This window comes from Streptomyces fructofermentans, from assembly GCF_014651055.1.
In the GTDB taxonomy this organism is placed as follows: domain Bacteria; phylum Actinomycetota; class Actinomycetes; order Streptomycetales; family Streptomycetaceae; genus Streptomyces; species Streptomyces fructofermentans.
Map to the genome: position 1 here is coordinate 35,898 of NZ_BMWD01000001.1, position 23,750 is coordinate 59,647.

Below are 23,750 nucleotides of genomic sequence, written 5' to 3' on the forward strand. Positions count from 1 at the left end.
CGCGGGGCGTCCCGCCGGCCCTGATCGACCAGTTGCCCGGAGGGCTCTGTGCGCCGCCGTCTCATCAACTCCACGCTGGCCGTCGTGCTGGTCGTGATCGCCGTGTTCGGCGTGTCCCTCGTCATCGTCGAGACGCGCACGATCAGCAACAGCGCCCAGGAGCGCGTGGACTCCGAGGCCGTTCGGCTGGTGAGCATCGTCGACAGCCGCATCCTCGGCGACGAGCAGATCAACGCCCGGGTCCTGGAGGACCAGGTCACGGGCGACCGGTACGCGCGCATCGACATCCCGGGCAGGGAGCCCATCCGGATCGGCGCCAAGCCCACCGGCGACGTCATCACCTCCAGCCGCGAGGGCGAGGAGGGCGAGACGGTCACGGTCGAGGAGCCGCGCTCCGCCGTCACCCGTGAGGTCGGCCGCACGCTCATGATCATCGCGGCGGTGGCCCTGCTCGCGGTGATCGCGGCCGTGCTCCTCGCGGTGCGCCAGGCCAACCGGCTCACCTCCCCGCTCACCGACCTCGCGGAGACCGCGGAGCGGCTCGGCTCCGGGGACCCGCGCCCGCGCCACAAGCGGTACGGCGTCGCGGAGCTGGACCGGGTCGCGGACGTGCTGGACGGCTCCGCCGAGCGCATCGCCCGCATGCTGACCGCCGAGCGGCGTCTCGCGGCCGACGCCTCGCACCAGCTGCGCACCCCGCTGACCGCGCTGTCCATGCGGCTGGAGGAGATCACCCTCACCGACGACCCGGAGACGGTGAAGGAGGAGGCCGCCATCGCGCTGGGCCAGGTCGAGCGCCTCACCGACGTGGTCGAACGGCTGCTCACCAACTCCCGCGACCCGCGCACGGGCTCCGCCGTCACCTTCGACCTGGACGAGGTCATCACCCAGCAGCTCGCCGAGTGGCGGCCGGCCTACCGCAACGCGGGCCGGGCCATCGTCAGCTCGGGCAAGCGGCACCTCCAGGCCGTCGGCACGCCCGGCGCGGTCGCCCAGGTGCTGGCGGCGCTGATCGAGAACTCGCTCATGCACGGGGGCGGCACGGTCGCCCTGCGCACCCGGGTCACCGGCAACCAGGCGGTGATCGAGGTCACCGACGAGGGTCCCGGGGTGCCGGCCGACCTGGGCGCCCGGATCTTCGAGAGGGCCATCAGCGGCCGCAACTCCACGGGGATCGGCCTGGCCGTGGCCCGCGACCTGGCCGAGGCGGACGGGGGCCGCCTGGAGATGCTCCAGGCCCAGCCCCCCGTCTTCGGCCTCTTCCTGTCGCGCACGCCGCTGAGGCCGCAGGAACCGGGGACGGAGCAGACGGTCCGCTAGCGGGCCCTCGCGACCGCGGGCGGCCGCACGCGGCCAGGTGGGGTCGGGCGGGGGCGGGCACAGGTGCACGGGCCTGCGCGGCCGTAGGGGGTCATGAGGTCGTACGGCGTCATGAGGTCGTACGGGGTTCATCGGGCCGTGCGGGATTGTGCGGCCGTATGCGCGGGCCGGGGCGTGCCCGGACCGTGGGAGCCGTGGCCGGGAGGCCTCGGAAGGTGTCCGGGGGCAGGTCCGAGCGGCCGGGGCCCGGAAGCGCGGGAGGGCTCGTGGCGGGCTCAGCGCGCGCGCTGGAACTGCCGGGGCGCGCGGTCCTCCGGCAGATACCGCTGCGGCTGCTCCAGGAACGATTCCGCACTGGCCACGGCCTCACGGGCGGGCAGCGCGCGGAAGACCCAGGTGCGGTAGGACCAGAAGCGGAAGAGCGTCGCGATCCCGATGCCGACGAACTTGAAGACGTTGCTGGCCAGCGGGCTGTCGAAGCCGAGACCGTAGGTCGCCGCGAACAGGATGCCGTTCTCGATCACGAGCCCGACCGCGCTGAACAGCATGAACAGCGACATTTCCTTGGTGCGGCCGCTCTTGTCCCGGTCGCGGTAGGTGAAGTACCGGAAGCCGATGTAGTTCGAGACGATCGCGACGACCGTGGCGATCACACTGGCGCGCACGACCTGGAGGTCGGTGGTGCTGCGCACGAGGTTGAAGGTGACGAGGTTGACGAGCAGACCGGCTCCGCCGACCGCGCCGAACTTCGCGATCTCCCTGATCAGACGGTCGATGCGGACGCGTACGGCGCTCGGCGGCCTGGCGTGAGCCCGGCGTGTGCCACCTTTGCCCATGGTGTCGCTCAGCCCCCGTCTCGTCGTATACGCCATTTTCGTCAACCTTCGTCGACTCCGCCATGCTAACCAGCGGTTCCCTTTGGTGCCCGACCCGGCCCGCAATATGTGTCCACCGCGTGATGAACATGCACACATTCGGATGATCATGCGCGCGACGAGGGTGGCTCGAAACGGCCGATACCCTGGGGGTGTGACGTTCCCGGTAGTCGGCATGGTCGGCGGGGGGCAGCTCGCTCGTATGACACACGAGGCGGGCATCCCGCTCGGCATCAGGTTCAAGCTCCTCAGTGACACCCCCCAGGATTCGGCGGCGCAGGTGGTCGGTGATGTCGTCATCGGCGACTACCGCGACCTCGACACGCTGCGGGCCTTCGCGCGGGGTTGCGACGTGATCACCTTCGATCACGAACACGTACCCACAGAGCATCTGCGGGCCCTGGAGGCGGACGGCATTCCCGTGCGCCCGGGACCCGACGCGCTCGTGCACGCCCAGGACAAGGGCGTGATGCGCGCGAGGCTCCAGGAGATCGGCGTGCCCTGCCCGCGGCACCGGATCGTGAGCGATCCCGCCGACGTGGCGGCCTTCGCGGCGGAAGGGCTCCCCGAAGGGGCCGAGGGGGACGGCTTCCCGGTCGTCCTCAAGACCGTCCGGGGCGGCTACGACGGCAAGGGCGTGTGGGTCGTGCGGTCCGCGGCGGAGGCCGAGGACCCGTTCCGCGCCGGAGTCCCGGTCCTCGCCGAGGAGAAGGTCGACTTCGTGCGGGAGCTGGCGGCGAACGTCGTCCGCTCACCGCACGGCCAGGCGGTCGCCTACCCGGTGGTCGAGTCCCGGCAGGTCGACGGGGTCTGCGACACGGTGATCGCGCCCGCGCCCGGCATCTCCGACGAACTCGCGCTGCGGGCGGAGGAGCTGGCCCTGAGCATCGCCAAGGAACTCGGTGTCGTCGGCCACCTCGCCGTCGAGCTCTTCGAGACCCGCGGACCCGACGGGCGCCCCGGCATCCTCGTGAACGAGCTGGCGATGCGGCCCCACAACTCGGGCCACTGGACCCAGGACGGCGCGATCACCTCGCAGTTCGCCAACCACGTCCGCGCGGTCCTGGACCTGCCGCTGGGCGACCCGCGCCCGCGCGCCCCCTGGACGGTCATGGTGAACGTGCTCGGGGGCGACTACCCCGACATGTACTCCGCGTACCTGCACTGCATGGCCCGCGACCCCCGGCTCAAGATCCACATGTACGGAAAGGACGTGAAGCCCGGCCGCAAGGTGGGCCACGTCAACACCTACGGCGACGATCTGGACGACGTCCTGGACCGCGCCCGCCACGCAGCCGCCTACCTGAGAGGCACGATCACCGAATGAGCACGTCCGCACAGTCGCCGGCCGTCGGCATCGTCATGGGGTCCGACTCCGACTGGCCCGTCATGGAAGCGGCCGCCCAGGCCCTCGACGAGTTCGAGATCGCGTACGAGGTCGACGTGGTCTCCGCGCACCGGATGCCGCGCGAGATGATCGCGTACGGCGAGGAGGCGGCCGGACGCGGCCTCAAGGTGATCATCGCGGGTGCCGGCGGTGCGGCGCATCTGCCGGGCATGCTCGCCTCGGTGAGCCCGCTGCCGGTGATCGGTGTCCCGGTCCCGCTGAAGTACCTCGACGGCATGGACTCGCTGCTGTCGATCGTCCAGATGCCCGCGGGCGTCCCGGTCGCCACGGTCTCGGTCGGCGGTGCCCGCAACGCGGGTCTGCTGGCCGCCCGCATCCTGGCCGCGCACGACGAGGAACTCCTCGGCCGGATGCGCGAATTCCAGCAGGAGCTGAACGACCAGGCCACCGAGAAGGGCAAGCGGCTGCGCTCCAAGGTCGAGAGCGGCTCCGGCAGCGGCTTCGGCTTCGGGAAGTGAGCGCCGTGACGGACTCCCTGGACCGCGCCCGCGCGCTGCTCGCCGACTTCCCCGTCGTCGACGGCCACAACGACCTGCCGTGGGCGCTGCGCGAGCAGGTCCGCTACGACCTCGACGCCCGTGACATCGCCACGGACCAGAGCGCCCACCTGCACACGGACCTGGCGCGGCTGCGCGCGGGCGGGGTGGGTGCCCAGTACTGGTCGGTGTACGTGCGCTCGGACCTGCCCGGCGCGCTGACGGCGACGATCGAGCAGATCGACTGCGTACGCCGGCTCATCGAGCGCCACCCCGGCGACCTGCGGGCCGCGCTGACCGCCGCCGACATGGAGGCGGCCCGGGCCGAGGGCCGTATCGCCTCGCTCATGGGCGCCGAGGGCGGCCACTCGATCGACAACTCGCTCGCCGCGCTGCGAGGGCTGTTCGAGCTGGGCGTCCGCTACATGACGCTCACCCACAACGACAACAACGCGTGGGCGGACTCGGCGACGGACGAGCCGGCCGCCGGCGGCCTGTCCGCGTTCGGCCGCGAGGTCGTACGGGAGATGAACCGCCTCGGCATGCTCGTGGACCTCTCCCACGTGGCCGCCACGACGATGCGGGACGCGCTGGACACGTCCGTCGCGCCGGTGATCTTCTCGCACTCCTCGGCGCGCGCGGTGTGCGACCACCCGCGCAACGTCCCTGACGACGTGCTGGAGAGGCTGCCCGCCAACGGCGGTGTGGCGATGGTGACGTTCGTGCCGAAGTTCGTCCTCCAGGCCGCCGTCGACTGGACGGTGGCCGCCGACGAGAACATGCGCGAGCACGGCTTCCACCACCTCGACACGACGGCGGAGGCCATGAAGGTCCACCGCGCCTTCGAGGAGGCCACCCCGCGTCCCGTCGCCACCGTCGCGACGGTCGCCGACCACCTCGACCACGTGCGCGAGGTCGCGGGTGTGGACCACATCGGCATCGGCGGCGACTACGACGGCACGGCGTTCACGCCCGACGGCCTCGGTGACGTGTCCTGCTACCCGAACCTCGTCGCGGAGCTCCTGGACCGCGGCTGGTCGCGCACCGACCTCGCCAAGCTGACCTGGCAGAACGCGGTGCGGGTGCTCGGCGCCGCGGAGGACGTGGCACGCGACGAGCAGTCCCGCAGGGGCCCGTCGAACGCCACGCTGGAGCAACTGGACGGCTAGGGGACGCCGTTCGTGCCGGCGCCGGGCCCGGTGGTGCCCGGCGCCCCCGGCGCGGCGTCCGGAGGGCTCGCGGGGTGCCCCAGCAGCATGGTCGGGGCGCCCTGCACCCGCGTCAGGAACACGGTCGCCGAATTGGGGCCCTGGAGCTTCATCCTGCGCCGCAGGTCCTCCGGTTCGACGGCCGAGCCGCGCTTCTTGACGGTCAGCACGCCGACCCCGCGGTCGCGCAGCAGCGCCTTCAGCCTCTTCAGGCCGAACGGCAGCAGGTCGGTGATCTCGTACGCGGTGGCGTAGGGCGTCGCCCGGAGCACGTCCGAGGTGATGTACGCGATGGTCTCGTCGATCAGGCCGCCGTCGAGTTCCTCGGCCGCCTCCGCGACCAGATGGGCCCGCACCACGGCGCCGTCGGGCTCGTACAGGTAGCGCCCCGGCGTGCGTACCGCCGGATCGGGCAGCCCCCGCCCCAGCAGGGTGCGCGGCCCGGGGAGCAGGGTCGAGCGGATTCGTCCCCGCTCGCCCGTGCCGAACCACAGCACGGCCTCCTTGACGTCCCCCGCGTCCGAGATCCACTCGGCGCCCGCCTCGGCCGGGATGGCCTCGTGGGGGATTCCGGGGGCGATCTTCAGTGCGGCGAGGGGCGCGGCCAGCGCGGCCCGCACGGCCCACGACAGGGGCGGCGAGTACGCCTCGGGGTCGAAGACGCGGCCCCGCCCGCCGCGCCGAGCCGGGTCCACGAAGACGGCGTCGTAGCCGGCCGTGTCGACCTCCGTGACGTCCGCCTCGCGCACCTCGATCAGCCCGGCCAGCCCGAGCGCGTCGGCGTTGGCGCGTGCCACGGCCACCGTCAGCGGGTCCCGGTCGACGGCGAGGACCCGGATGCCGGCGCGGGCGAACGCGATCGCGTCGCCGCCGATGCCGCCGCACAGGTCGGCGACGGAGCGCACGCCGAGGTCCGCGAAGCGCCGAGCGCGGTACGAGGCGACGCTCGCGCGGGTCGACTGCTCCACGCCGTCCGGCGTGAAGAACATCCGTTCCGCGTCCGCCCCGCCGAACTTCGCGACGGCCCGCTGCCGCAGCCGGGCCTGCCCGATCGCCGCGGAGACCAGGTCGGCGGGGTGGTCGCGGCGCAGCCGGGTGGCCACCGCGAGTTCCTGGGCGGGACCGGTGCCGCGCACCTCGTCGAGCAGGGCGCGGCCGTGGTCGGTGAGCAGGGCGGCGAGGGAGGCCGACGGATCGAGGTCGTTCACCGACCCATTGTGGGCCAGTCGGTGGACGGCGTGCGCCCAGTGGCGGTGTCGGGGGCCGGCACCCGCTCCGAGCTGTGAGGATCCGGATTCATGCGACTTGTCCTACAAAATGACTGGAGTGGGGCGCGAGGAGCGGCGGCGGCACCGCGCGGCCGGCCCCGGCGCCCGGCCCGCACCGCCCTGACCCTGCTGGCCGTCACCGCACTGGCCTCCGGCTGCGCGGAGGGCAGGTCCGGCGGCACCCGGGTCGAGCCCGCCGCGGGCCAGCAGCGCCTGAAGGCCCCGCCCGCCCGGGCCCTGGACGCCTACGCCGCCGGCCTGGAGCGGCGGCAGCGGGCGCTCGCCGCGGCGGCCCGGCGCTGGGGTCTCGCGAAGCCGCCGCTCGCCGCGCCGCCGGCGCCCGCGAGGAAGCCGCGCATCGTCACCCGCAAGGGCTTCGAGGTCGACGGGCACGGGGACCTGCCGCCGGTCTTCACGACCGTCCCCACCAAGGAGAAGGTCGTCTTCCTCACCATCGACGACGGCGCCGAGAAGGACCCCCGCTTCCTGCGGATGATGGGCGAACTGCGCATCCCGTACACCGCCTTCCTCAGCGACTACCTGGTCAAGGAGGACTACGGCTACTTCGAGCGGATGCGGGACGCGGGCGTGGTCCTGAACAACCACACGCTCCACCACCGCTACCTGCCCGCCCTGTCGTACGCGCGGCAGAGGTCGGAGATCTGCGGCATGCAGGACGTGATCGAGAAGCGGTACGGCACCCGCCCCGCCCTCTTCCGCCCGCCGTACGGGAACTACGACAGGAACACCCTGCGCGCGGCCCGGTCCTGCGGCATCGAGGCGGTCCCGCTGTGGAACGAGGAGGTCTTCGCCGACCGCTGGGACTACCGCGAACCGGACCGCGACCTGCACCCCGGCGACATCGTCCTCAGCCACTTCCGCGGCAGGGGGGAGGGCAGGGGCACGATGCCCGACATGGTCCGCCGCTTCATGGAACTGGTCACCGACAAGGGGTACGCGGTCGCCCGCCTGGAGGACTACCTGTGAGGCCGCGCACGCCGGCCGTGCTCACCTGGGTGCTCGCCGCGGCCGTCCTCACCGGCTGCGCCCAGTCCGTCGACCCCATCGAGCGGCTGGGCAGGAAGGCCGCGCAGCAGGTCCGCACGCACCCGCCCGCGCCGGACGCCCACCGCCGCTGGGGCCTCGCCGCCCCGCTGGCCCCGGCACCGCGTCCGCCCGGCCGTCCCACCGCCGCGCACGCCGCCGGTCCCGGCCTGCCGCCCGTCGTCGACCGCGTCCCCACCCGGGACAGGGTCGTGTTCCTGACCTTCGACGACGGCGCGGCCAAGGACCCGCGGTTCGTCGACATGGTCCGCGAACTGAGGCTGCCGGTCAGCGTGTTCCTCACGGACACCGTCGTGGGACCCGGGTACGCCCACCTCGCCCGGCTCCGGGCGGTCGGCGCGAGCGTGCAGAACCACACCCTCGGCCACCCGTACCTGCCCGGCCTGCCGTACGCGGGCCAGCGTGCCGAGATCTGCGGCCAGCAGCGCAAGCTCAAGGAGCGCTTCGGCATCCGCCCCACGCTCCTGCGCCCGCCGCACGGCGGCTACGACGGCGACACGCTGCGCGCGGCCGCCGACTGCGGGGTCGCCGCGGTCGTGCTGTGGCGCGAGCCGCACCGCCTCCACGCGGGCGACATCCTCCACTGCCCGCAGGACGGCGACGGCGCCTCCCTCACCGGGGCGACGGCACGGACGCTGGCCCGCGTCCAGGAGCAGGGCTTCACGGTGGGGCGGCTGGAGGACTACCTGTAGGCCGTGCCGGCAATTCCCGCCGCGGGACCACTTCCGGGCCGCGCCGGTGAGTCCCGCCGCCCGGCCGGACGACGGGACCGCGCGGACCCGCCACGGAGCCCGGCGGGGACAGGCCCCGGGGCCCGGCGCGGACCCGCCGAGGAGTCGTCGGACCGGTGTTCGGGGCGGTCTTCGGGGAGCCCGGATTTCGCCGCCGCGCCGCGGTGGATTGGCACTCCGCTTGACCGAGTGCTAATCGCAGTCATAGTCTCGGCTCTGGCACTCACCACAGGAGAGTGCCAATAGCGACAGGGCAGGTCCGGCACCCGCGACGACGGATCGACCTGGTCGCCACCTCAGACAGTTAACCCCGTGAGATCTCCGAAGGGGGAGGTCGGATCGTGACGACCGCCAGCTCCAAGGTTGCCATCAAGCCGCTCGAGGACCGCATTGTGGTCCAGCCGCTGGACGCCGAGCAGACCACGGCCTCTGGCCTGGTCATCCCGGACACCGCGAAGGAGAAGCCCCAGGAGGGCGTCGTCCTTGCCGTGGGCCCGGGTCGGTTCGAGAACGGCGAGCGCCTGCCGCTCGACGTGAAGACCGGCGACATCGTGCTGTACAGCAAGTACGGCGGCACCGAGGTCAAGTACAACGGCGAGGAGTACCTCGTCCTCTCGGCTCGCGACGTGCTCGCGATCATCGAGAAGTAGTCCACCGCACCACCGCACCACCGCTGTATCGAGCTGCGCCCCTGGCCCCCGCGACCATTGAGAAGCCGGGCGTCAGGGGCGTAGTTCGTCAGCCAGTCACCTCTGGATCTGGACGCATCCCCCAGATCCGTCTCGAGATTCACCTCTAGATTTCCGAGAGGGCCAACGCTCCCATGGCGAAGATTCTGAAGTTCGACGAGGACGCCCGTCGCGCCCTCGAGCGCGGCGTCAACAAGCTTGCCGACACGGTCAAGGTGACGATCGGCCCCAAGGGCCGCAACGTCGTCATCGACAAGAAGTTCGGCGCCCCCACCATCACCAACGACGGTGTCACGATCGCCCGTGAGGTCGAGCTCGACGACCCGTACGAGAACCTCGGCGCCCAGCTCGTGAAGGAGGTGGCGACCAAGACCAACGACATCGCGGGTGACGGTACGACCACCGCCACCGTGCTGGCCCAGGCGCTCGTCCGCGAGGGCCTGAAGAACGTCGCCGCCGGTGCGTCCCCCGCCCTCCTGAAGAAGGGCATCGACGCCGCCGTCGCCGCGGTCTCCGAGGAGCTGCTCGCGACCGCGCGCCCGATCGACGAGAAGTCCGACATCGCGGCCGTCGCCGGTCTGTCCGCGCAGGACAGCCAGGTCGGCGAGCTCATCGCCGAGGCGATGGACAAGGTCGGCAAGGACGGTGTCATCACCGTCGAGGAGTCCAACACCTTCGGTCTGGAGCTGGACTTCACCGAGGGCATGGCCTTCGACAAGGGCTACCTGTCGCCGTACTTCGTTACGGACCAGGAGCGCATGGAGGCGGTCCTCGAGGACCCGTACATCCTCATCCACCAGGGCAAGATCTCCTCCATCCAGGACATGCTGCCGCTGCTGGAGAAGGTCATCCAGACCAACGCCTCCAAGCCGCTGCTGATCATCGCCGAGGACGTCGAGGGCGAAGCCCTGTCGACCCTGGTCGTGAACAAGATCCGCGGCACGTTCAACGCCGTAGCCGTGAAGGCCCCCGGCTTCGGTGACCGCCGCAAGGCGATGCTCGGCGACATGGCCACCCTCACCGGTGCGACCGTCATCGCCGAGGAGGTCGGCCTCAAGCTCGACCAGGTCGGCCTGGACGTGCTGGGCACCGCCCGCCGCGTCACCGTCACCAAGGACGACACGACCCTCGTCGACGGCGGCGGCAACAGCGCCGACGTGGCCGGCCGTGTCAACCAGATCAAGGCCGAGATCGAGTCCACGGACTCCGACTGGGACCGCGAGAAGCTCCAGGAGCGCCTCGCGAAGCTGGCCGGCGGCGTGTGCGTGATCAAGGTCGGCGCCGCCACCGAGGTGGAGCTGAAGGAGAAGAAGCACCGTCTCGAGGACGCCATCTCCGCGACCCGCGCCGCGGTCGAGGAGGGCATCGTCTCCGGTGGCGGCTCCGCGCTCGTCCACGCCGTGAAGGTCCTCGAGGGCAACCTCGGCAAGACCGGCGACGAGGCCACCGGTGTCGCCGTGGTCCGCAAGGCCGCCGTCGAGCCGCTGCGCTGGATCGCCGAGAACGCCGGCCTGGAGGGTTACGTCATCACCTCCAAGGTCGCCGACCTCGACAAGGGCCAGGGCTTCAACGCCGCGACCGGCGAGTACGGCGACCTGGTCAAGGCCGGCGTCATCGACCCGGTCAAGGTCACCCGCTCCGCCCTGGAGAACGCGGCCTCCATCGCCTCCCTGCTCCTCACGACCGAGACCCTGGTCGTCGAGAAGCCGGCCGAGGAGGAGGCCGACGCCGGTCACGGCGGCCACGGTCACTCCCACTAGGCGATGACCGCCGCGCGGGCGGCCGCCGGGGGCGTGCGTCCCTGAAGTCGTCCGTGCCAGGTCATGTCGAAGGCCCGGTCCCCGTCCGGGGGGCCGGGCCTTCGCGCTGCGCCCGGACGGCCGGACCCGTCAGAGCCCGAGCGGGTCCAGGGCCCCGAGCTGGGCCATCAGCCCCAGCCGGTCGTACTGCCACCAGCCCTCGGCCACCTTGCCGTCGTCGCGGCAGCGGTGGATGGTCATGCCGGTCATGGTGACCTGCCGGCCCGTGGCCGGTATCCCCATGAAGTCGCCCGTGTGGGTGCCGTTCCAGGTCCAGCGCGTGCAGATCCGGTCGACGTCGGCGATCTGGTCCTCGATGGTGAACACGAAGTCGAACCCGGACCGCCACATCTCCACCTCGCGGCGCATCGCGTCCATGCCGATCACGTCCTGCTCGTTGGCCGGGTCGTGGTCGTGGTAGTTCTCCGCGACGACCTCGTCCCACGACGGCAGCTCGCCCTTGCCCGCGAGGAGACCGAAGAGATTGCGGACGCTGGACTTGTAGAGCCGTTCGTCCCGCACCACGTCCAGGTCCGTGAACGTCGGCATCTCGTCGCAGAGCGCCACCATCTCCCGGAAGATCTTGTCCGTCTCCGGAAGGCTCGAATTGCGCAGGGCCTCCTCGTACGAGGGGAACTCCACGATCTCGATGAAGTGCGAGTCGTCGGCGCGGTCCTTGCCGAGCACGCTGTGCGTGGCGGTGCGATGCCCCTTGGCCTGCTCGACCCAGGTGTCCATGAGCCGGTTCATCTCGTCGAACCGCCTGGTCTTGCAATCGATCAGCTGTACGAATGTCATGGCGTCGCCTTCCGGGGCCCCTGGATCGGCTGTAACACCCCCATTTTAGTGAAAATCCCCTTCGACCGTTTCGGTCGAAGGGGATTCGTCCGCGCCGCCCCACGGGGGTCGGCGGCCTCACTGCGGTCCGTACTTCCGCCCCGTCCTCGTGCTGATCCCGCCGAGCAGCCCCCGGGGCGTCACCTTCACCAGGCCCATGAGCACCTTGTAGCGGGGGTCGGGGACGGACAGCGACTTGCCCCGCGCGAGGTCCGAGAGCGCGGCCGCCACCAGCTTGTCCGCGTCCAGCCACATCCAGTCCGGGATGTTGTCCGTGCCCATCCCGGCCCGCTCGTGGAACTCGGTCCGCACGAAACCGGGGCACAGCGCCATCAGCCGTACGCCGCTGCCGGCCAGGTCCTTCGCCGCGCCCTGGGTGAACTGCACGACCCACGCCTTCGACGCCCCGTAGGTGCCCCGAGGAAGGAACGCGGCCACCGACGCCACGTTGACGACGCCCCCGCGCCCGCGGTCCCGCATGGCCCCGGTCGCCGCCGAGGTCAGCCGGAGCACCGCCTCGCAGTGCACCTTGAGCATCGTCAGCTCGTCCGCCATCGGTACGTCCAGATAGCGGCCCTTGTTGCCGAAGCCCGCGTTGTTGATCAGCAGGTCGACCGCGTTCCTCCGGTCCGAGAGGCGCGCGGCGACCGCCTCGATGCCGTCGTCGGTCGCCAGATCGGCCGTCAGCACCTCCGCCTCGATGCCGTGCCGGTCGTGCAACTCGGTCGCCTGCTCGCCGAGTCGCTTCGTGTCACGCGCCACCAGCACGAGGTTGTGCCCGTCCGCGGCCAGCCGTCGTGCGAAGGCCGCACCGATGCCCGCGGTGGATCCCGTAATCAGAGCCGTTGTCATGGGCCAAGGTTAGTGACCCGGTCCATGGGTCCCGTGCCCCGTGTGCTCCGAAGGAGTGCCTGCCCGCTGCCCTTTCTCCACGACCGCGAACTGCCCCATCATCCCCTCGTCCTCGTGGTACAGCAGATGGCAGTGGTACATGTACGGGGTCGTCGGATCGGCCGGGCCGTCGAAGCGGAGGGCCAGCTTCATCGTCGTGCCGCTCGCCAGGAACACCGTGTCCTTCGGACCGCGCAGGGCGGCCGGCGGCGGCGCCCCGTTCACCTCCAGGACGCGGAACTGGACGTCGTGCACATGGAAGTTGTGCGGCATGCCGTCGGCGTTGCGCACGGTCCAGGTCTCCGTGGCGCCCCGGGTGACCGTCTCGTCGATCCGGTCCATCGCCATCGGGCGGCCGTTGATGCCCGACCTCCTCAGGTCGAAGTGGCGCGCCCGCACCGCCCCGCCGCCGTCGGGCGTCTCCTGCTCCGCGAGCCGTGCGGGCAGCGCGGGGGAGGGCCGGAGCCGCTCGGCCGCCCGCAGTTCCAGTACGTCGAAGGAGTCGTCGCCACCGCCGAACCGCCGCTGCCAGGCGTCGCCGTAGTCGTCCTGAGGGAAGCTGCGCAGCACCGCGCGCTCACCGGGCCGCACCCGCACGACGATCTCGGCCCGTTCGCCCGGCGAGAGCCGCAGCCGCTCCATCGGCGCGGGCCGCTCCAGCAGGCCGCCGTCCGTGCCGATCAGCGAGAAGTCGCGGCCGTCGGGAAAGCCGAAGGAGTACGTCCGCGCCGTCGACGCGTTGAGCAGCCGGAGCCGGACCAGCTCGTCGGCGACCTCCCGGTAGGGGCTCAGGGTGCCGTTGACCATCGTCCGGTCGCCGAGGAAGCCCACGTTCTGCATGATCCGGCGCCCGTGGTCGAACCGGTCCCCGTCGAAGCGCACGTCCTGCACGACGACCGGCAGATCGTCCACGCCGTACCGCTTCGGCAGGGCGAGAGCGGCCGTCCGCCCGTCGTCCAGGATGAACATCCCCGCCAGTCCCCGCTGAACGTGCCGCTCGGTCGCGCCGTGCGGATGGGGGTGGTACCAGAGCGTCGCCGCGGGCTGGGCCACGGTCCAGTGCGGGCTCCGGGCGGCCCCGGGCCGGATCGTCGTGTGCGGTCCGCCGTCCATGCGGGCGGGCAGGTGCATGCCGTGCCAGTGCACGGTCGATGCCTCGTCCAGTCCGTTCCGTATCCGCACACGGACCTTCTCGCCGCGCTCGGCGCGCAGCGTGGGGCCGAGGTAAGTGCCGTCGAAGCCCCATGTCGGTGTCCACCGGCCGTCCCTGAACTCCGTCCTGCCCGCCCGCATCCGCAGGTCGAAGACACGGGTGCCGTCCTTCTCCACACGGGACGGAGCGAGCGGCGGTACGGCCATCTCGTTCACGAACGGCTCCTTGCCGACCGTGCTGACGTCGGCGCCGGTCCACAGCCAGGTGACCAGGGCGCCGACGGAGGCCACCACGACGGCGGCCGCACAGCCGAGAACGATGAGGACGCGCTTCCAACGGGACATGGACACGAGCCTCGCGGACCGGCCCGCCGCGGACATCGGGGACGGTCCCGGACCCGCCCCCGATCCAACCCCCGGTCACTCTCGGGGTCCCCCCCGCCGCCCCCGCGCCGAGCCCGGTGAAGACGTCTCAGCCGGTGTCGGTGCCGTACTTCTCCACGTACGTCCGTGCCGTCTCCCGTGCCTCCGGGTGCAGGGCGTCGCCCGCCGCCAGGACCCGCGGGAGCAGCTGCCGCTCGGTCGTCATCGCGCGGAACTCGAAGGCGACGGTGACCTCGTGCGCGGGCCGGTGCACTATCTCGATCGGGTCGCCCGGGCGGATCTCCCCCGGCTCGATAACCCGCAGGTAGGCCCCGGGGGCCCCCTTCCGGGTGAACCGCCTGACCCATCCCTTCTCGCCCATGTGGCCCTGGAAGGTGAGGCACGGGATACGCCCGGAGGTGACCTCCAGCACCAGCTCGGAGCCGACGCGCCAGCGCTCGCCGATCCGGGCGCCGGAGACGTCGACGCCCTCCGTGGTGAGGTTCTCCCCGAACGTCCCGGCGGCCAGCGGGCGCCCCAGCTCGCGCTCCCAGTCGTCGAGGTCCTCGCGCGCGAAGGCGTACACGGCCTGGTCGTCGCCGCCGTGGTGCCGCAGCTCGCACACGGAGTCCCCGGCGACGCCGCTCGCGCCGACGCCCTTGGGCCCCGGGGCCGACACCCTGACCGGCCCGTCCACCGGGCGTTTGTCGATGCCCGTGACGCCCTCCGCCTGGTCCGTGCAGTCCACGGCCTTGGGCCGCCCCAGATTCAGAGACAGAAGCTTCATGACGGCACGGTAGGCGATCCTGGCCAAAGCGTCGACGCAATTTTCTCCGACTTGTCCAAGACTCGCTTATGCTCGAAGGGTGATCGAAGCCCGTCATCTCCGTGTGCTGCGCGCCGTCGCCGGCACCGGCTCCTTCTCCGCCGCGGGGCGTGAGCTGGGCTGCACCCAGCCCGCCGTCAGCCAGCAGATGAAGGCCCTGGAGGCCTCCGTGGGCACGCCGCTGCTGGTCCGCACGGGCCGGGAGATGCGGCTGACCCAGGCCGGCGAGGCTCTCGTCCGGCACGCGGCGGGCATCATCGCCGGCCTCGCGGCCGCGGAGGAGGAGGTCGCCGCGATCGCGGGCCTGCGGGCCGGCCGGGTGCGGCTGGTCTCCTTCCCCAGCGGCAGTTCCACGCTCGTGCCGACCGCGCTCGCCGCGCTGCGCGCCGAGCATCCCGGCACCCGTGTCTCGCTGGAGGAGGCCGAGCCGCCGCGCTCGGTCGACATGCTCCGCGAGGGCGACTGCGACGTGACGCTCGCCTTCCGGTACGAGGGTGCGGCGGGCGCGGAGGAGTGGGACGACCTGGTGGTCCGGCCGCTGCTCAGGGACCGGCTCGTGGGGCTCGTCCCCGAGGGGCACCGGCTGGCCGGGGCGCGGGCGGTCTCCATCGGCGAACTGGCCGAAGAACCGTGGATCGCCGGCTGTCCCCGCTGCCGCGGCCAGCTGGTGGAGGTGTGCGAGAGCGCGGGCTTCACGCCCCGCATCGATTTCGCGACCGACGACTACCCGGCCGTCGTCGGTCTGGTCGGCGCGGGCCTGGGAGTCGCGGTGCTGCCGGAACTCGCCATCGAGTCCGTACGCCCCAAGGGTGCCCGCACGGTCGCGGTGGAACCCGCGCTGCGGCGGGAGATCGTCGCGCTCACGCTGCCCGACCTGGCCCAGGTGCCGGCGGTCGCGGCCACCCTCGACCGGCTGGCCGCCGCGGCGGCGCGCTGAGCCGGACTCGGAGGCGTCGGGAGCGGTCGGGAGTCGTCAGGAGCGGTCGGGAGTCGGCGGGCTTCCCGTCACACCGGAGGACCGGCCCGCGGAGCGGGCGTCGTGCCCTGCGGAGCGACGGACGGGGGCACGCGCGCGTGCCCTGATGGAGAAACGTTCCTTCAGTTCGTCGGCGGCGTGCCGCCGCTCGTCGCGGAGACCAGGCGGTTGCGGGCCCGGCCCATGAGTTCCTCACGTTCGTCCTCGGTCAGGCCGCCCCACACGCCGTACGGCTCGCGCACCGCCAGGGCGTGCGCGGCGCACTCGGCGCGCACCGGGCACCTCATGCAGACCTCCTTGGCCGAGTTCTCACGAGCGCTCCGGGCCGCTCCGCGCTCCCCCTCGGGGTGGAAGAAGAGCGAACTGTCGACCCCACGGCAGGCAGCGAGGAGCTGCCAGTCCCACAGATCCGCGTTGGGTCCGGGAAGGCGGGAGAAATCTGCCATTGCGTGTCCCCTTGTTGCCGTTCTGGGCGGATACGTGCCCACGACCGTACATCTACGATCTAAGGAGATGAAAATATGACTCATTGCGAATCTAGCCTCAGACACCGTGAAAAGGGAAGAAAAGCGGCTAAATGGGGCACGGCTTGTGGTGAAACCTTGAGAGTCCGCGCCGGTACCTGCTCCGTGTCGGCGCCCTCACGTAGAGTGCCGAACGTGGCTCGCAGCCCCGTAACTCTTTCGAGTGACCATCGTTGAGAGTGCGGAGGCGGTTGAAGGAACAAGCGCTCGGGCAAGCGTCCGGGACGGTCGACCGCACAGGTGACGATTTCGTACCAGCCTGGAGGCTCAAGGTGACGCGCATCAGCTGCGGAGGACGGCCATGACATCCGTCCTCGTCTGCGACGACTCCCCGCTCGCCCGAGAGGCGCTCCGCCGTGCGGTGGCGACCGTGCCCGGTGTAGAGCGCGTGACCACGGCGGCCAACGGCGAGGAAGTCCTCCGCCGCTGGGGTGCCGACCGTTCGGATCTGATTCTGATGGACGTACGCATGCCCGGTCTGGGCGGCGTGGAGACGGTCCGGCGGCTGCTGTCCGCCGACCCCGGTGCGCGCATCATCATGCTCACCGTCGCCGAGGACCTGGACGGTGTCGCGCTCGCGGTCGCCGCCGGCGCCCGCGGCTATCTCCACAAGGACGCCTCCCGCGCGGAGCTGCGTGCGACCGTCACGCAGGCCCTCGCCGACCCGACCTGGCGGCTCGCCCCGCGCAGACTGCGGTCGGCCGAGATGGGGGCCGCGCCGACGCTCACCGCGCGCGAGATCCAGGTCCTGGAGGGCATGAGCCACGGCCGCTCGAACGCGGAGATCGGCCGTGAGCTGTTCCTCTCCGAGGACACCGTCAAGACGCACGCCCGGCGGCTCTTCAAGAAGCTCGGCGCCTCGGACCGCGCGCACGCGGTGGCGCTCGGCTTCCGATGGGGCCTGGTCCGCTAGGTGAACCGTCGCGGGGGTACGGATGTCCCCGCCCGCCGGACGGCGGGTGGGGCCGGGCCCGACGGGAGACCGAGTGCGGCCGTTCGGCCGCCCGGGCCCCGTTTCGCGGCGGATGCCGCATGCTTGATGTGTGGAGTTCCTCGGGAACAAGTCGGTCGAGCGGGAGGGGAGGGCGCAGGAGATGAGTTCCGGCGCACCTGCTCATAACGCTTCGGTGCACAACAACGGACGCGGTGCCACGGACAGGACGACGCCAAGGCACCATGGACCGATGCGCGACGACGATGCGGCTTACGCCCAAGGGGCGATCGGTGCGCTCGTACATCGCGCGGTCGACGGCGACGAGCAGGCCACGCACGACCTGCTCGCCCATGTCCACCCCCTCGCGCTGCGCTACTGCCGCACCCGGCTGTCCCGGCTTCCCGGGGACGCGCGGCACTTCGTGGAGGACCTGGCGCAGGAGGTCTGCGTGGCGGTGCTGCTCGCGCTGCCCCGCTACAAGGACACCGGGCGCCCCTTCGAGGCCTTCGTCTTCGCCATCGCGGCCCACAAGGTCGCCGACCTCCAGCGCGCCGCGATGCGGCACCCCGGCTCGACGGCCGTGCCGTCGGACGAGATGCCCGAGAGGCCGGACGACTCGCTGGGGCCGGAGGAGCGCGCGCTGCTCAGCAGTGACGCCGAGTGGGCCAAGAACCTCCTGGCCAACCTTCCCGAGAACCAGCGGGAGCTGCTCCTGCTGCGGATCGCGGTGGGGCTCACGGCCGAGGAGACGGGCCAGATGCTGGGCATGTCCCCGGGCGCGGTCCGGGTGGCCCAGCACCGGGCCCTGAGCCGGCTGCGCGCACTCGCCGAGCAGTGACCCGGGGCCGACCGGCCCGGGGTCCCACCGCACCTCGATTCCCGCACCTCGCGGAGTCGTGGCCCGGCTACCCGCCGTGCCCCGATCCGTGTGCAGGCCCCACAGTGACGCGGTGCTCCGCGGTGCCTCGACCCCTGCGCTCCACGGCCGCGCCCCGCTGAGCCTCCGTGCCCCACCCCGTGGTCACGGCCTCCTTGGGGGTCGCCCGCCTCGTTCCGCGAGGCGTGGACCTCGGTGCGGGTGGCCTGCCGGACGCGGGGCACGGGGGTGCCCCGGGCCGGTGTGCGACTCCGTGCGGAACGTGGCCTTTCTCATGAAGACGGCACTTTTCTCCGGCGCGTCGGCGAGGCTGGGGTGCGGCGGCCGGATCCGGGACCGGCCCGCGGCCCGTGTGCCGGGAGGGGCGACGCCGGATGAACGCGGCGACCGTCCCCACCGTACGAACCTACGAAGCCGAGGGGTGCCCGGAACCGTGGAATGAGAGAGCCATGCTTCCCGTTAGCATGGACATCCGCACCGATCAAGGCCATTTGGGGAAGGTGTCATGACTGCCAACGTCGACGGAGTGCCCGAGAAGTTCGCGACACTAGGGCTGACCTACGACGACGTGCTGCTGCTGCCGGGCGCATCCGAGGTGCTCCCCAACGCGGTCGACACCTCGTCCCGCATCTCCCGCAACGTACGCGTGAACATCCCGCTGCTGTCCGCGGCCATGGACAAGGTCACCGAGTCGCGCATGGCGATCGCCATGGCGCGGCAGGGCGGCGTGGGCGTGCTGCACCGGAACCTGTCCATCGAGGACCAGGTCAACCAGGTCGACCTCGTGAAGCGTTCCGAGTCCGGCATGGTCACCGACCCGATCACGGTTCACCCGGACGCGACGCTCGCCGAGGCCGACGCCCTGTGCGCCAAGTTCCGCATCAGCGGCGTCCCCGTCACCGACGGGAACGGCAAGCTCCTGGGCATCGTCACCAACCGCGACATGGCCTTCGAGACCGACCGCTCCCGTCAGGTGCGCGAGGTCATGACCCCCATGCCGCTGGTCACCGGCAAGGTCGGCATCTCGGGCAACGACGCGATGGAGCTCCTCCGCCGCCACAAGATCGAGAAGCTGCCGCTGGTCGACGACGCGGGCCTGCTCAAGGGCCTGATCACGGTCAAGGACTTCGTGAAGGCCGAGAAGTACCCGAACGCCGCGAAGGACGGCGAGGGCCGGCTCCTCGTCGGTGCCGCCGTCGGAGCCAGCCCCGAGGCACTGGAGCGGTCCCAGGCGCTCGCCGAGGCCGGCGTGGACTTCCTGATCGTCGACACCTCGCACGGGCACAACAGCAACGCCCTCAACTGGATGGCGAAGATCAAGTCGAGCGTCGGCGTCGACGTGATCGGCGGCAACGTGGCCACCCGTGACGGTGCCCAGGCCCTCATCGACGCCGGTGTCGACGGCGTCAAGGTGGGCGTGGGCCCCGGCTCCATCTGCACCACCCGCGTGGTCGCCGGCATCGGCGTCCCACAGGTCACCGCGATCTACGAGGCCGCCCTCGCGGCCCGTGCCGCGGGTGTGCCGGTGATCGGCGACGGCGGCCTGCAGTACTCCGGGGACATCGGCAAGGCGCTGGCCGCCGGTGCCGACACGGTGATGCTGGGCAGCCTGCTCGCGGGCTGCGAGGAGTCGCCCGGCGAGCTCCAGTTCATCAACGGCAAGCAGTTCAAGTCGTACCGCGGCATGGGCTCGCTCGGCGCGATGCAGTCCCGCGGCCAGGGCCGGTCCTACTCCAAGGACCGCTACTTCCAGGCCGAGGTGGCGTCCGACGACAAGCTCGTACCCGAGGGCATCGAGGGCCAGGTGCCCTACCGCGGCCCCCTGGCCAACGTCCTGCACCAGCTCGTCGGCGGACTGCGCCAGACCATGGGCTACGTGGGCGCCGCCTCCATCGACGAGATGGAGACCAAGGGCCGTTTCGTCCGCATCACGTCCGCGGGCCTCAAGGAGAGCCACCCGCACGACATCCAGATGACGGTCGAGGCCCCGAACTACAGTCGCGGCGTCTAGCCGCAGCCAGGCGCCACGCGCGCGTGAAGCATGTGCGAGGGCGGTTCCGGAGCCTCCGGGACCGCCCTCGCCGTGTGCGTCGGGGATACTGGAACGCGCAGAAACGAAGAGGGAAAGGCCACACACGTGACTGAGATCGAGATCGGGCGCGGCAAGCGCGGCCGCCGGGCGTATGCCTTCGACGACATCGCCGTCGTCCCGAGCCGCCGTACGCGAGACCCGAAGGAGGTCTCGATCGCCTGGCAGATCGACGCCTACCGCTTCGAGCTGCCCTTCCTGGCCGCCCCGATGGACTCGGTCGTCTCCCCGGCCACCGCGATCCGCATCGGCGAGCTGGGCGGCCTGGGCGTCCTGAACCTGGAAGGCCTCTGGACGCGGTACGACGACCCGCAGCCGCTGCTCGACGAGATCGCCGAGCTGGACGCGGACACCGCGACCCGCCGCCTCCAGGAGATCTACGCGGCTCCCATCAAGGAGGAGCTGATCGGGCAGCGCATCAAGGAGGTGCGCGACTCCGGAGTCGTCACCGCCGCCGCGCTCTCGCCGCAGCGCACCGCCCAGTTCTCCAAGGCCGTCGTGGACGCGGGCGTCGACATCTTCGTCATCCGGGGCACCACGGTGTCGGCCGAGCACGTCTCGGGCGCCGCCGAACCGCTGAACCTGAAGCAGTTCATCTACGAGCTGGACGTCCCGGTCATCGTCGGCGGCTGCGCGACCTACACGGCCGCCCTCCACCTGATGCGCACGGGCGCCGCCGGTGTGCTCGTCGGCTTCGGCGGCGGCGCCGCGCACACCACGCGCAACGTGCTCGGCATCCAGGTCCCTATGGCCACCGCGGTCGCCGACGTGGCCGCTGCCCGCCGCGACTACATGGACGAGTCCGGCGGCCGGTACGTGCACGTCATCGCCGACGGCGGTGTCGGCTGGTCCGGCGACCTGCCGAAGGCCATCGCCTGCGGCGCGGACTCCGTGATGATGGGCTCCCCGCTCGCGCGCGCCACCGACGCGCCCGGCCGCGGCCACCACTGGGGCATGGAGGCGGTGAACGAGGAGCTGCCGCGCGGCAAGAAGGTCGACCTCGGCACCGTCGGCACCATCGAGGAGATCCTCACCGGCCCGTCGCACATCCCGGACGGCTCGATGAACATCTTCGGCGCCCTGCGCCGCGCCATGGCCACCACCGGCTACAGCGAGCTCAAGGAGTTCCAGCGCGTCGAGGTGACGGTCGCGGACGCGCAGCACAAGCGCTGAGTGCGCGACCGCGCGGCCGGCCCGCGCGGTCCGTACCGGAAGGGCCCGTCCACCACTCGGTGGACGGGCCCTTCGTGCGTACGGGACCGCCGTCGCGGTCGCGACGGCAGGAGTTCCGTCAGTCCCCGGCCTTGCGGGCGCTCTGGAAGGCCACGTACCCGGCGATCGCGAAGAACAGGAAGCTCATCGGGTCTGCCCCGGCCTTCCACGCCTCCTGGACCAGGCCGAACTGCTCGAAGAAGACCTCGGTGAAGCCGACGCCCAGTTCGTCGGCCCCGATCATCGCCGTGCCGATCAGCTGGCCGAGGTAGACCGCGCCGAGGGAGACGAGCGCGCTGACGACCGGCAGGACCGGGTTGCGTCCGCCGACGCGCCCCGCGGCCAGGCCGACCAGGAAGCCGACGCCGACCGCGGCCCAGCCGATCTCGTACTCGGTGACGCCTATGACGGTGCCGTAGACCGCCGCGGAGACCAGGGCGGCGCCGAGGGCCGCGGCGAGGCCCAGCACCAGGTTGTTCCGCGCGGGTGCGGCCGGCGGGACCGGCGCGTGGGGGAAGCCGGGCCCGCCCGGGACGCCGTACTGGGGCGTGCCCTCCGGCGCGGCCTGCTGCGGGACGGGCTGCGCGGTCGGCGCGGCGACCGGCTCGGCCGGCTGCTGCGGGGCGGCGTCCGGGGTGCCGGCCGGTGGCACGGACGGCGGAGGTGTCGGCTGGCTCATGTGGTTCCCCCCAGGGATGTGGGCGCACCCGTGGTGTGCGCGTGGAATGCCGGCGCACACCTGGGAGCGCCCGGGTTCCGGGCGCGACCGTGTGCGGAAGCTGCCGCACAGTAACAGGTGGCGGTGGCCGCGCGGGAGGGGGTTTTTCCCGGTCAGAGGCGGTGTGCCGCGCCGGTGGGGGTCGCTCCCCGGGTGTCGAGCAGGAGTTGGGCCTTCACGGACAGCCCTTGGAGGTCGTACGTGCGGTGCTGCTGGAGCAGGATCGTCAGGTCCGCGTCGGCGGCGGCCTCGTAGAGGGAGTCGACGCGCGGGACCGGGCGGTCCAGCACGCTCCAGGACGGGACGTGCGGGTCGTGGTAGCCGACGGAGGCGCCCAGTTCCATCAGCCGGATCGCGATCTCCCGGGCGGGCGAGCCCTGTTGGTCGGCGTGGTCGGGCTTGTAGGTGACCCCCAGCAGCACCACGCGCGCCCCGCGGGCCGACTTGCCGTGCTCGTTCAGGAGCGCGGCCGCGCGCTGGACGACGTACTGGGGCATGTGGTCGTTGACCTGCTGGGCCAGCTCGACCATGCGCAGCGAGCGGGTCCGCGGGCCGGCCAGGTCGCGGGGCACGGAGTGGCCGCCGACCCCGGGGCCCGGGCGGAACGCCTGGAAACCGAACGGCTTGGTCTCGGCGCAGCGGATGACGTCCCACAGGTCGACGCCGAGGTCGTTGCAGAGGACGGCCATCTCGTTGACGAGCGCGATGTTGACGTGCCGGAAGTTGGTCTCCAGGACCTGCACGGTCTCGGCCTCGCGCGGACCGCGCGCGCGTACGACCTTGTCGGTGAGGCGTCCGTAGAAGGCGGCGGCCGACTCGGTGCAGGCGGGAGTGAGGCCGCCGATGACCTTCGGGGTGTTGGCCGGACGGTGGTCGCGGTTGCCGGGGTCCACCCGGCTGGGTGAGTACGCGAGGTGGAAGTCGCGCCCAGCCCGGAGACCGGACCCCTCCTCCAGGAGCGGCCGGAGGAATTCCTCCGTCGTGCCCGGGTACACGGGGGACTCCAGGATCACGGTGGTGTGCGGACGCAGGCACCCGGCCAGCGTGCGGGCGGCGGAGGCCACCTGGCCCAGGTCCAGCGAGCCGTCCGCGCCGCGCGGGGTGGGCGCGCAGATGACCGCGGTGCGGACCCGGCCGAGCGCGGCGGGGTCGATGGCGGGCCTGAAGCCCGCCGAGAGCATCCGGCGCAGGTCCGAGGCGGCCAGGGGCGCGGGGTCGCCGCACTGGTAGCCGAGTGTGGTGATGCCGGCGGTGACGGCGGCCTGGGCCAGGGGGAGGCCGAGCTGGCCGAGACCGATGACGGCGAGATCTGCGGGCATGGCGGTGGGCCGTCCTTCCCGATAGCCGAAGTGGGACAAGGCCGCAAGCCCTGTGGACAGAACGAGCGAGCGCAATGTCAGACTAGGAGTAAATATGACCGATTTGATGGATTGTCCGGCTGTGTTTCGTCGGAAGTCACCGAGAGATATCCACAGGTGGACGGCCGGTGGTGGCCGATGGAGGGCAACACGG

The 23,750-nt window shown here is 71.8% G+C and carries 22 protein-coding genes; 13 read left to right on the forward strand and 9 right to left on the reverse strand.

Going from position 1 to position 23,750, the window contains the following annotated elements; all coding sequences use genetic code 11:
* The first annotated feature begins 48 nt into the window (after positions 1-48).
* A complete protein-coding gene (locus tag IE265_RS00170; protein ID WP_190033181.1) occupies positions 49-1,320 on the forward strand; it encodes a sensor histidine kinase in 1,272 nt (423 codons plus the stop codon).
* Positions 1,321-1,595: 275 nt separating this feature from the next.
* Here the strand turns inward: IE265_RS00170 and IE265_RS00175 are convergent, their stop codons facing one another.
* Positions 1,596-2,156: a GtrA family protein gene (locus IE265_RS00175; RefSeq protein ID WP_190033716.1), complete on the reverse strand. Its 561-nt coding sequence runs from the start codon at positions 2,154-2,156 to the stop codon at positions 1,596-1,598.
* A gap of 142 nt (positions 2,157-2,298) precedes the next feature.
* Between IE265_RS00175 and IE265_RS00180 the strand changes: the two genes are divergently transcribed.
* From IE265_RS00180 to IE265_RS00190, 3 genes are read left to right on the forward strand one after another with little or no spacing between them, the layout of a single operon-like run.
* Positions 2,299-3,522, forward strand: coding sequence for a 5-(carboxyamino)imidazole ribonucleotide synthase (locus tag IE265_RS00180; RefSeq protein WP_229915946.1), 1,224 nt, complete (start codon positions 2,299-2,301; stop codon positions 3,520-3,522).
* Entirely contained in the window at positions 3,519-4,061 is a 543-nt protein-coding gene (gene purE / locus IE265_RS00185) for a 5-(carboxyamino)imidazole ribonucleotide mutase (protein WP_190033183.1), read from the forward strand. The genes IE265_RS00180 and purE overlap by 4 nt, the downstream gene beginning before the upstream one ends.
* Positions 4,058-5,248 carry a dipeptidase gene (locus IE265_RS00190; RefSeq protein ID WP_190033184.1) on the forward strand — a complete coding sequence of 397 codons (1,191 nt, stop codon included), beginning with the start codon at positions 4,058-4,060 and terminating at the stop codon, positions 5,246-5,248. Before purE ends, IE265_RS00190 begins: the two co-directional genes overlap by 4 nt.
* On the opposite strand, the gene IE265_RS00195 is transcribed toward IE265_RS00190, so the two are convergent.
* A complete protein-coding gene (locus tag IE265_RS00195) occupies positions 5,245-6,495 on the reverse strand; it encodes a THUMP-like domain-containing protein (protein ID WP_190033185.1) in 1,251 nt (416 codons plus the stop codon). The two genes, IE265_RS00190 and IE265_RS00195, sit on opposite strands and share 4 nt — an antisense overlap.
* Positions 6,496-6,585: 90 nt before the next feature.
* Between IE265_RS00195 and IE265_RS00200 the strand changes: the two genes are divergently transcribed.
* The 4 genes from IE265_RS00200 to groL all read left to right on the forward strand — a co-directional run bounded on the left by IE265_RS00200 (position 6,586) and on the right by groL (position 10,800).
* Entirely contained in the window at positions 6,586-7,542 is a 957-nt protein-coding gene (locus IE265_RS00200; RefSeq protein WP_190033186.1) for a polysaccharide deacetylase family protein, read from the forward strand.
* A complete protein-coding gene (locus tag IE265_RS00205) occupies positions 7,539-8,312 on the forward strand; it encodes a polysaccharide deacetylase family protein (protein ID WP_190033187.1) in 774 nt (257 codons plus the stop codon). Before IE265_RS00200 ends, IE265_RS00205 begins: the two co-directional genes overlap by 4 nt.
* A 380-nt stretch (positions 8,313-8,692) precedes the next feature.
* Positions 8,693-9,001: a co-chaperone GroES gene (gene groES, locus IE265_RS00210; RefSeq protein ID WP_055493212.1), complete on the forward strand. Its 309-nt coding sequence runs from the start codon at positions 8,693-8,695 to the stop codon at positions 8,999-9,001.
* Between the two features lie 173 nt (positions 9,002-9,174).
* On the forward strand, positions 9,175-10,800 hold the full coding sequence (gene groL / locus IE265_RS00215) for a chaperonin GroEL (RefSeq protein ID WP_190033188.1): 1,626 nt from the start codon (positions 9,175-9,177) through the stop codon (positions 10,798-10,800).
* A 129-nt stretch (positions 10,801-10,929) separates the two neighbouring features.
* Here groL and IE265_RS00220 read toward each other — a convergent pair whose 3' ends face one another.
* From IE265_RS00220 to IE265_RS00235, 4 genes are all read right to left on the reverse strand, one after another.
* A complete protein-coding gene (locus IE265_RS00220; protein ID WP_190033189.1) occupies positions 10,930-11,637 on the reverse strand; it encodes an ester cyclase in 708 nt (235 codons plus the stop codon).
* A gap of 117 nt (positions 11,638-11,754) precedes the next feature.
* Positions 11,755-12,528 carry an SDR family NAD(P)-dependent oxidoreductase gene (locus tag IE265_RS00225; RefSeq protein ID WP_190033190.1) on the reverse strand — a complete coding sequence of 258 codons (774 nt, stop codon included), beginning with the start codon at positions 12,526-12,528 and terminating at the stop codon, positions 11,755-11,757.
* 9 nt (positions 12,529-12,537) lie between these two features.
* Positions 12,538-14,064, reverse strand: a complete 1,527-nt coding sequence (locus IE265_RS00230) for a multicopper oxidase family protein (RefSeq protein ID WP_190033191.1) — start codon at positions 14,062-14,064, stop codon at positions 12,538-12,540.
* A 127-nt stretch (positions 14,065-14,191) separates the two neighbouring features.
* Positions 14,192-14,869, reverse strand: a complete 678-nt coding sequence (locus IE265_RS00235) for an MOSC domain-containing protein (RefSeq protein WP_190033192.1) — start codon at positions 14,867-14,869, stop codon at positions 14,192-14,194.
* Positions 14,870-14,948: 79 nt separating this feature from the next.
* Here IE265_RS00235 and IE265_RS00240 point away from each other — a divergent pair, with 79 nt between their 5' ends.
* Positions 14,949-15,845, forward strand: coding sequence for a LysR family transcriptional regulator (locus IE265_RS00240; RefSeq protein WP_190033193.1), 897 nt, complete (start codon positions 14,949-14,951; stop codon positions 15,843-15,845).
* Positions 15,846-16,006: 161 nt separating this feature from the next.
* On the opposite strand, the gene IE265_RS00245 is transcribed toward IE265_RS00240, so the two are convergent.
* Positions 16,007-16,330 (reverse strand): WhiB family transcriptional regulator, encoded by a 324-nt coding sequence (locus IE265_RS00245; RefSeq protein ID WP_190033194.1) that lies wholly within the window; start codon positions 16,328-16,330, stop codon positions 16,007-16,009.
* 379 nt (positions 16,331-16,709) lie between these two features.
* Here IE265_RS00245 and IE265_RS00250 point away from each other — a divergent pair, with 379 nt between their 5' ends.
* The 4 genes from IE265_RS00250 to IE265_RS00265 all read left to right on the forward strand — a co-directional run bounded on the left by IE265_RS00250 (position 16,710) and on the right by IE265_RS00265 (position 21,481).
* Complete coding sequence (locus IE265_RS00250) at positions 16,710-17,321, forward strand: response regulator transcription factor (protein WP_003948568.1); 612 nt, start codon at positions 16,710-16,712, stop codon at positions 17,319-17,321.
* A gap of 271 nt (positions 17,322-17,592) precedes the next feature.
* The gene (locus IE265_RS00255; RefSeq protein WP_190033195.1) at positions 17,593-18,180 is read left to right on the forward strand and encodes a sigma-70 family RNA polymerase sigma factor; all 588 of its coding nucleotides are present in this window, start codon (positions 17,593-17,595) and stop codon (positions 18,178-18,180) included.
* 544 nt (positions 18,181-18,724) lie between these two features.
* Positions 18,725-20,230 (forward strand): IMP dehydrogenase, encoded by a 1,506-nt coding sequence (gene guaB / locus IE265_RS00260; protein WP_190033196.1) that lies wholly within the window; start codon positions 18,725-18,727, stop codon positions 20,228-20,230.
* A gap of 126 nt (positions 20,231-20,356) precedes the next feature.
* Positions 20,357-21,481 (forward strand): GuaB3 family IMP dehydrogenase-related protein, encoded by a 1,125-nt coding sequence (locus IE265_RS00265; protein WP_190033197.1) that lies wholly within the window; start codon positions 20,357-20,359, stop codon positions 21,479-21,481.
* Positions 21,482-21,599: 118 nt separating this feature from the next.
* Here IE265_RS00265 and IE265_RS00270 read toward each other — a convergent pair whose 3' ends face one another.
* Both IE265_RS00270 and IE265_RS00275 read right to left on the reverse strand, forming a co-directional pair.
* Complete coding sequence (locus IE265_RS00270; RefSeq protein ID WP_190033198.1) at positions 21,600-22,199, reverse strand: hypothetical protein; 600 nt, start codon at positions 22,197-22,199, stop codon at positions 21,600-21,602.
* A gap of 152 nt (positions 22,200-22,351) precedes the next feature.
* Entirely contained in the window at positions 22,352-23,557 is a 1,206-nt protein-coding gene (locus IE265_RS00275) for a nucleotide sugar dehydrogenase (RefSeq protein ID WP_190033199.1), read from the reverse strand.
* Positions 23,558-23,750 lie beyond the last annotated feature (193 nt).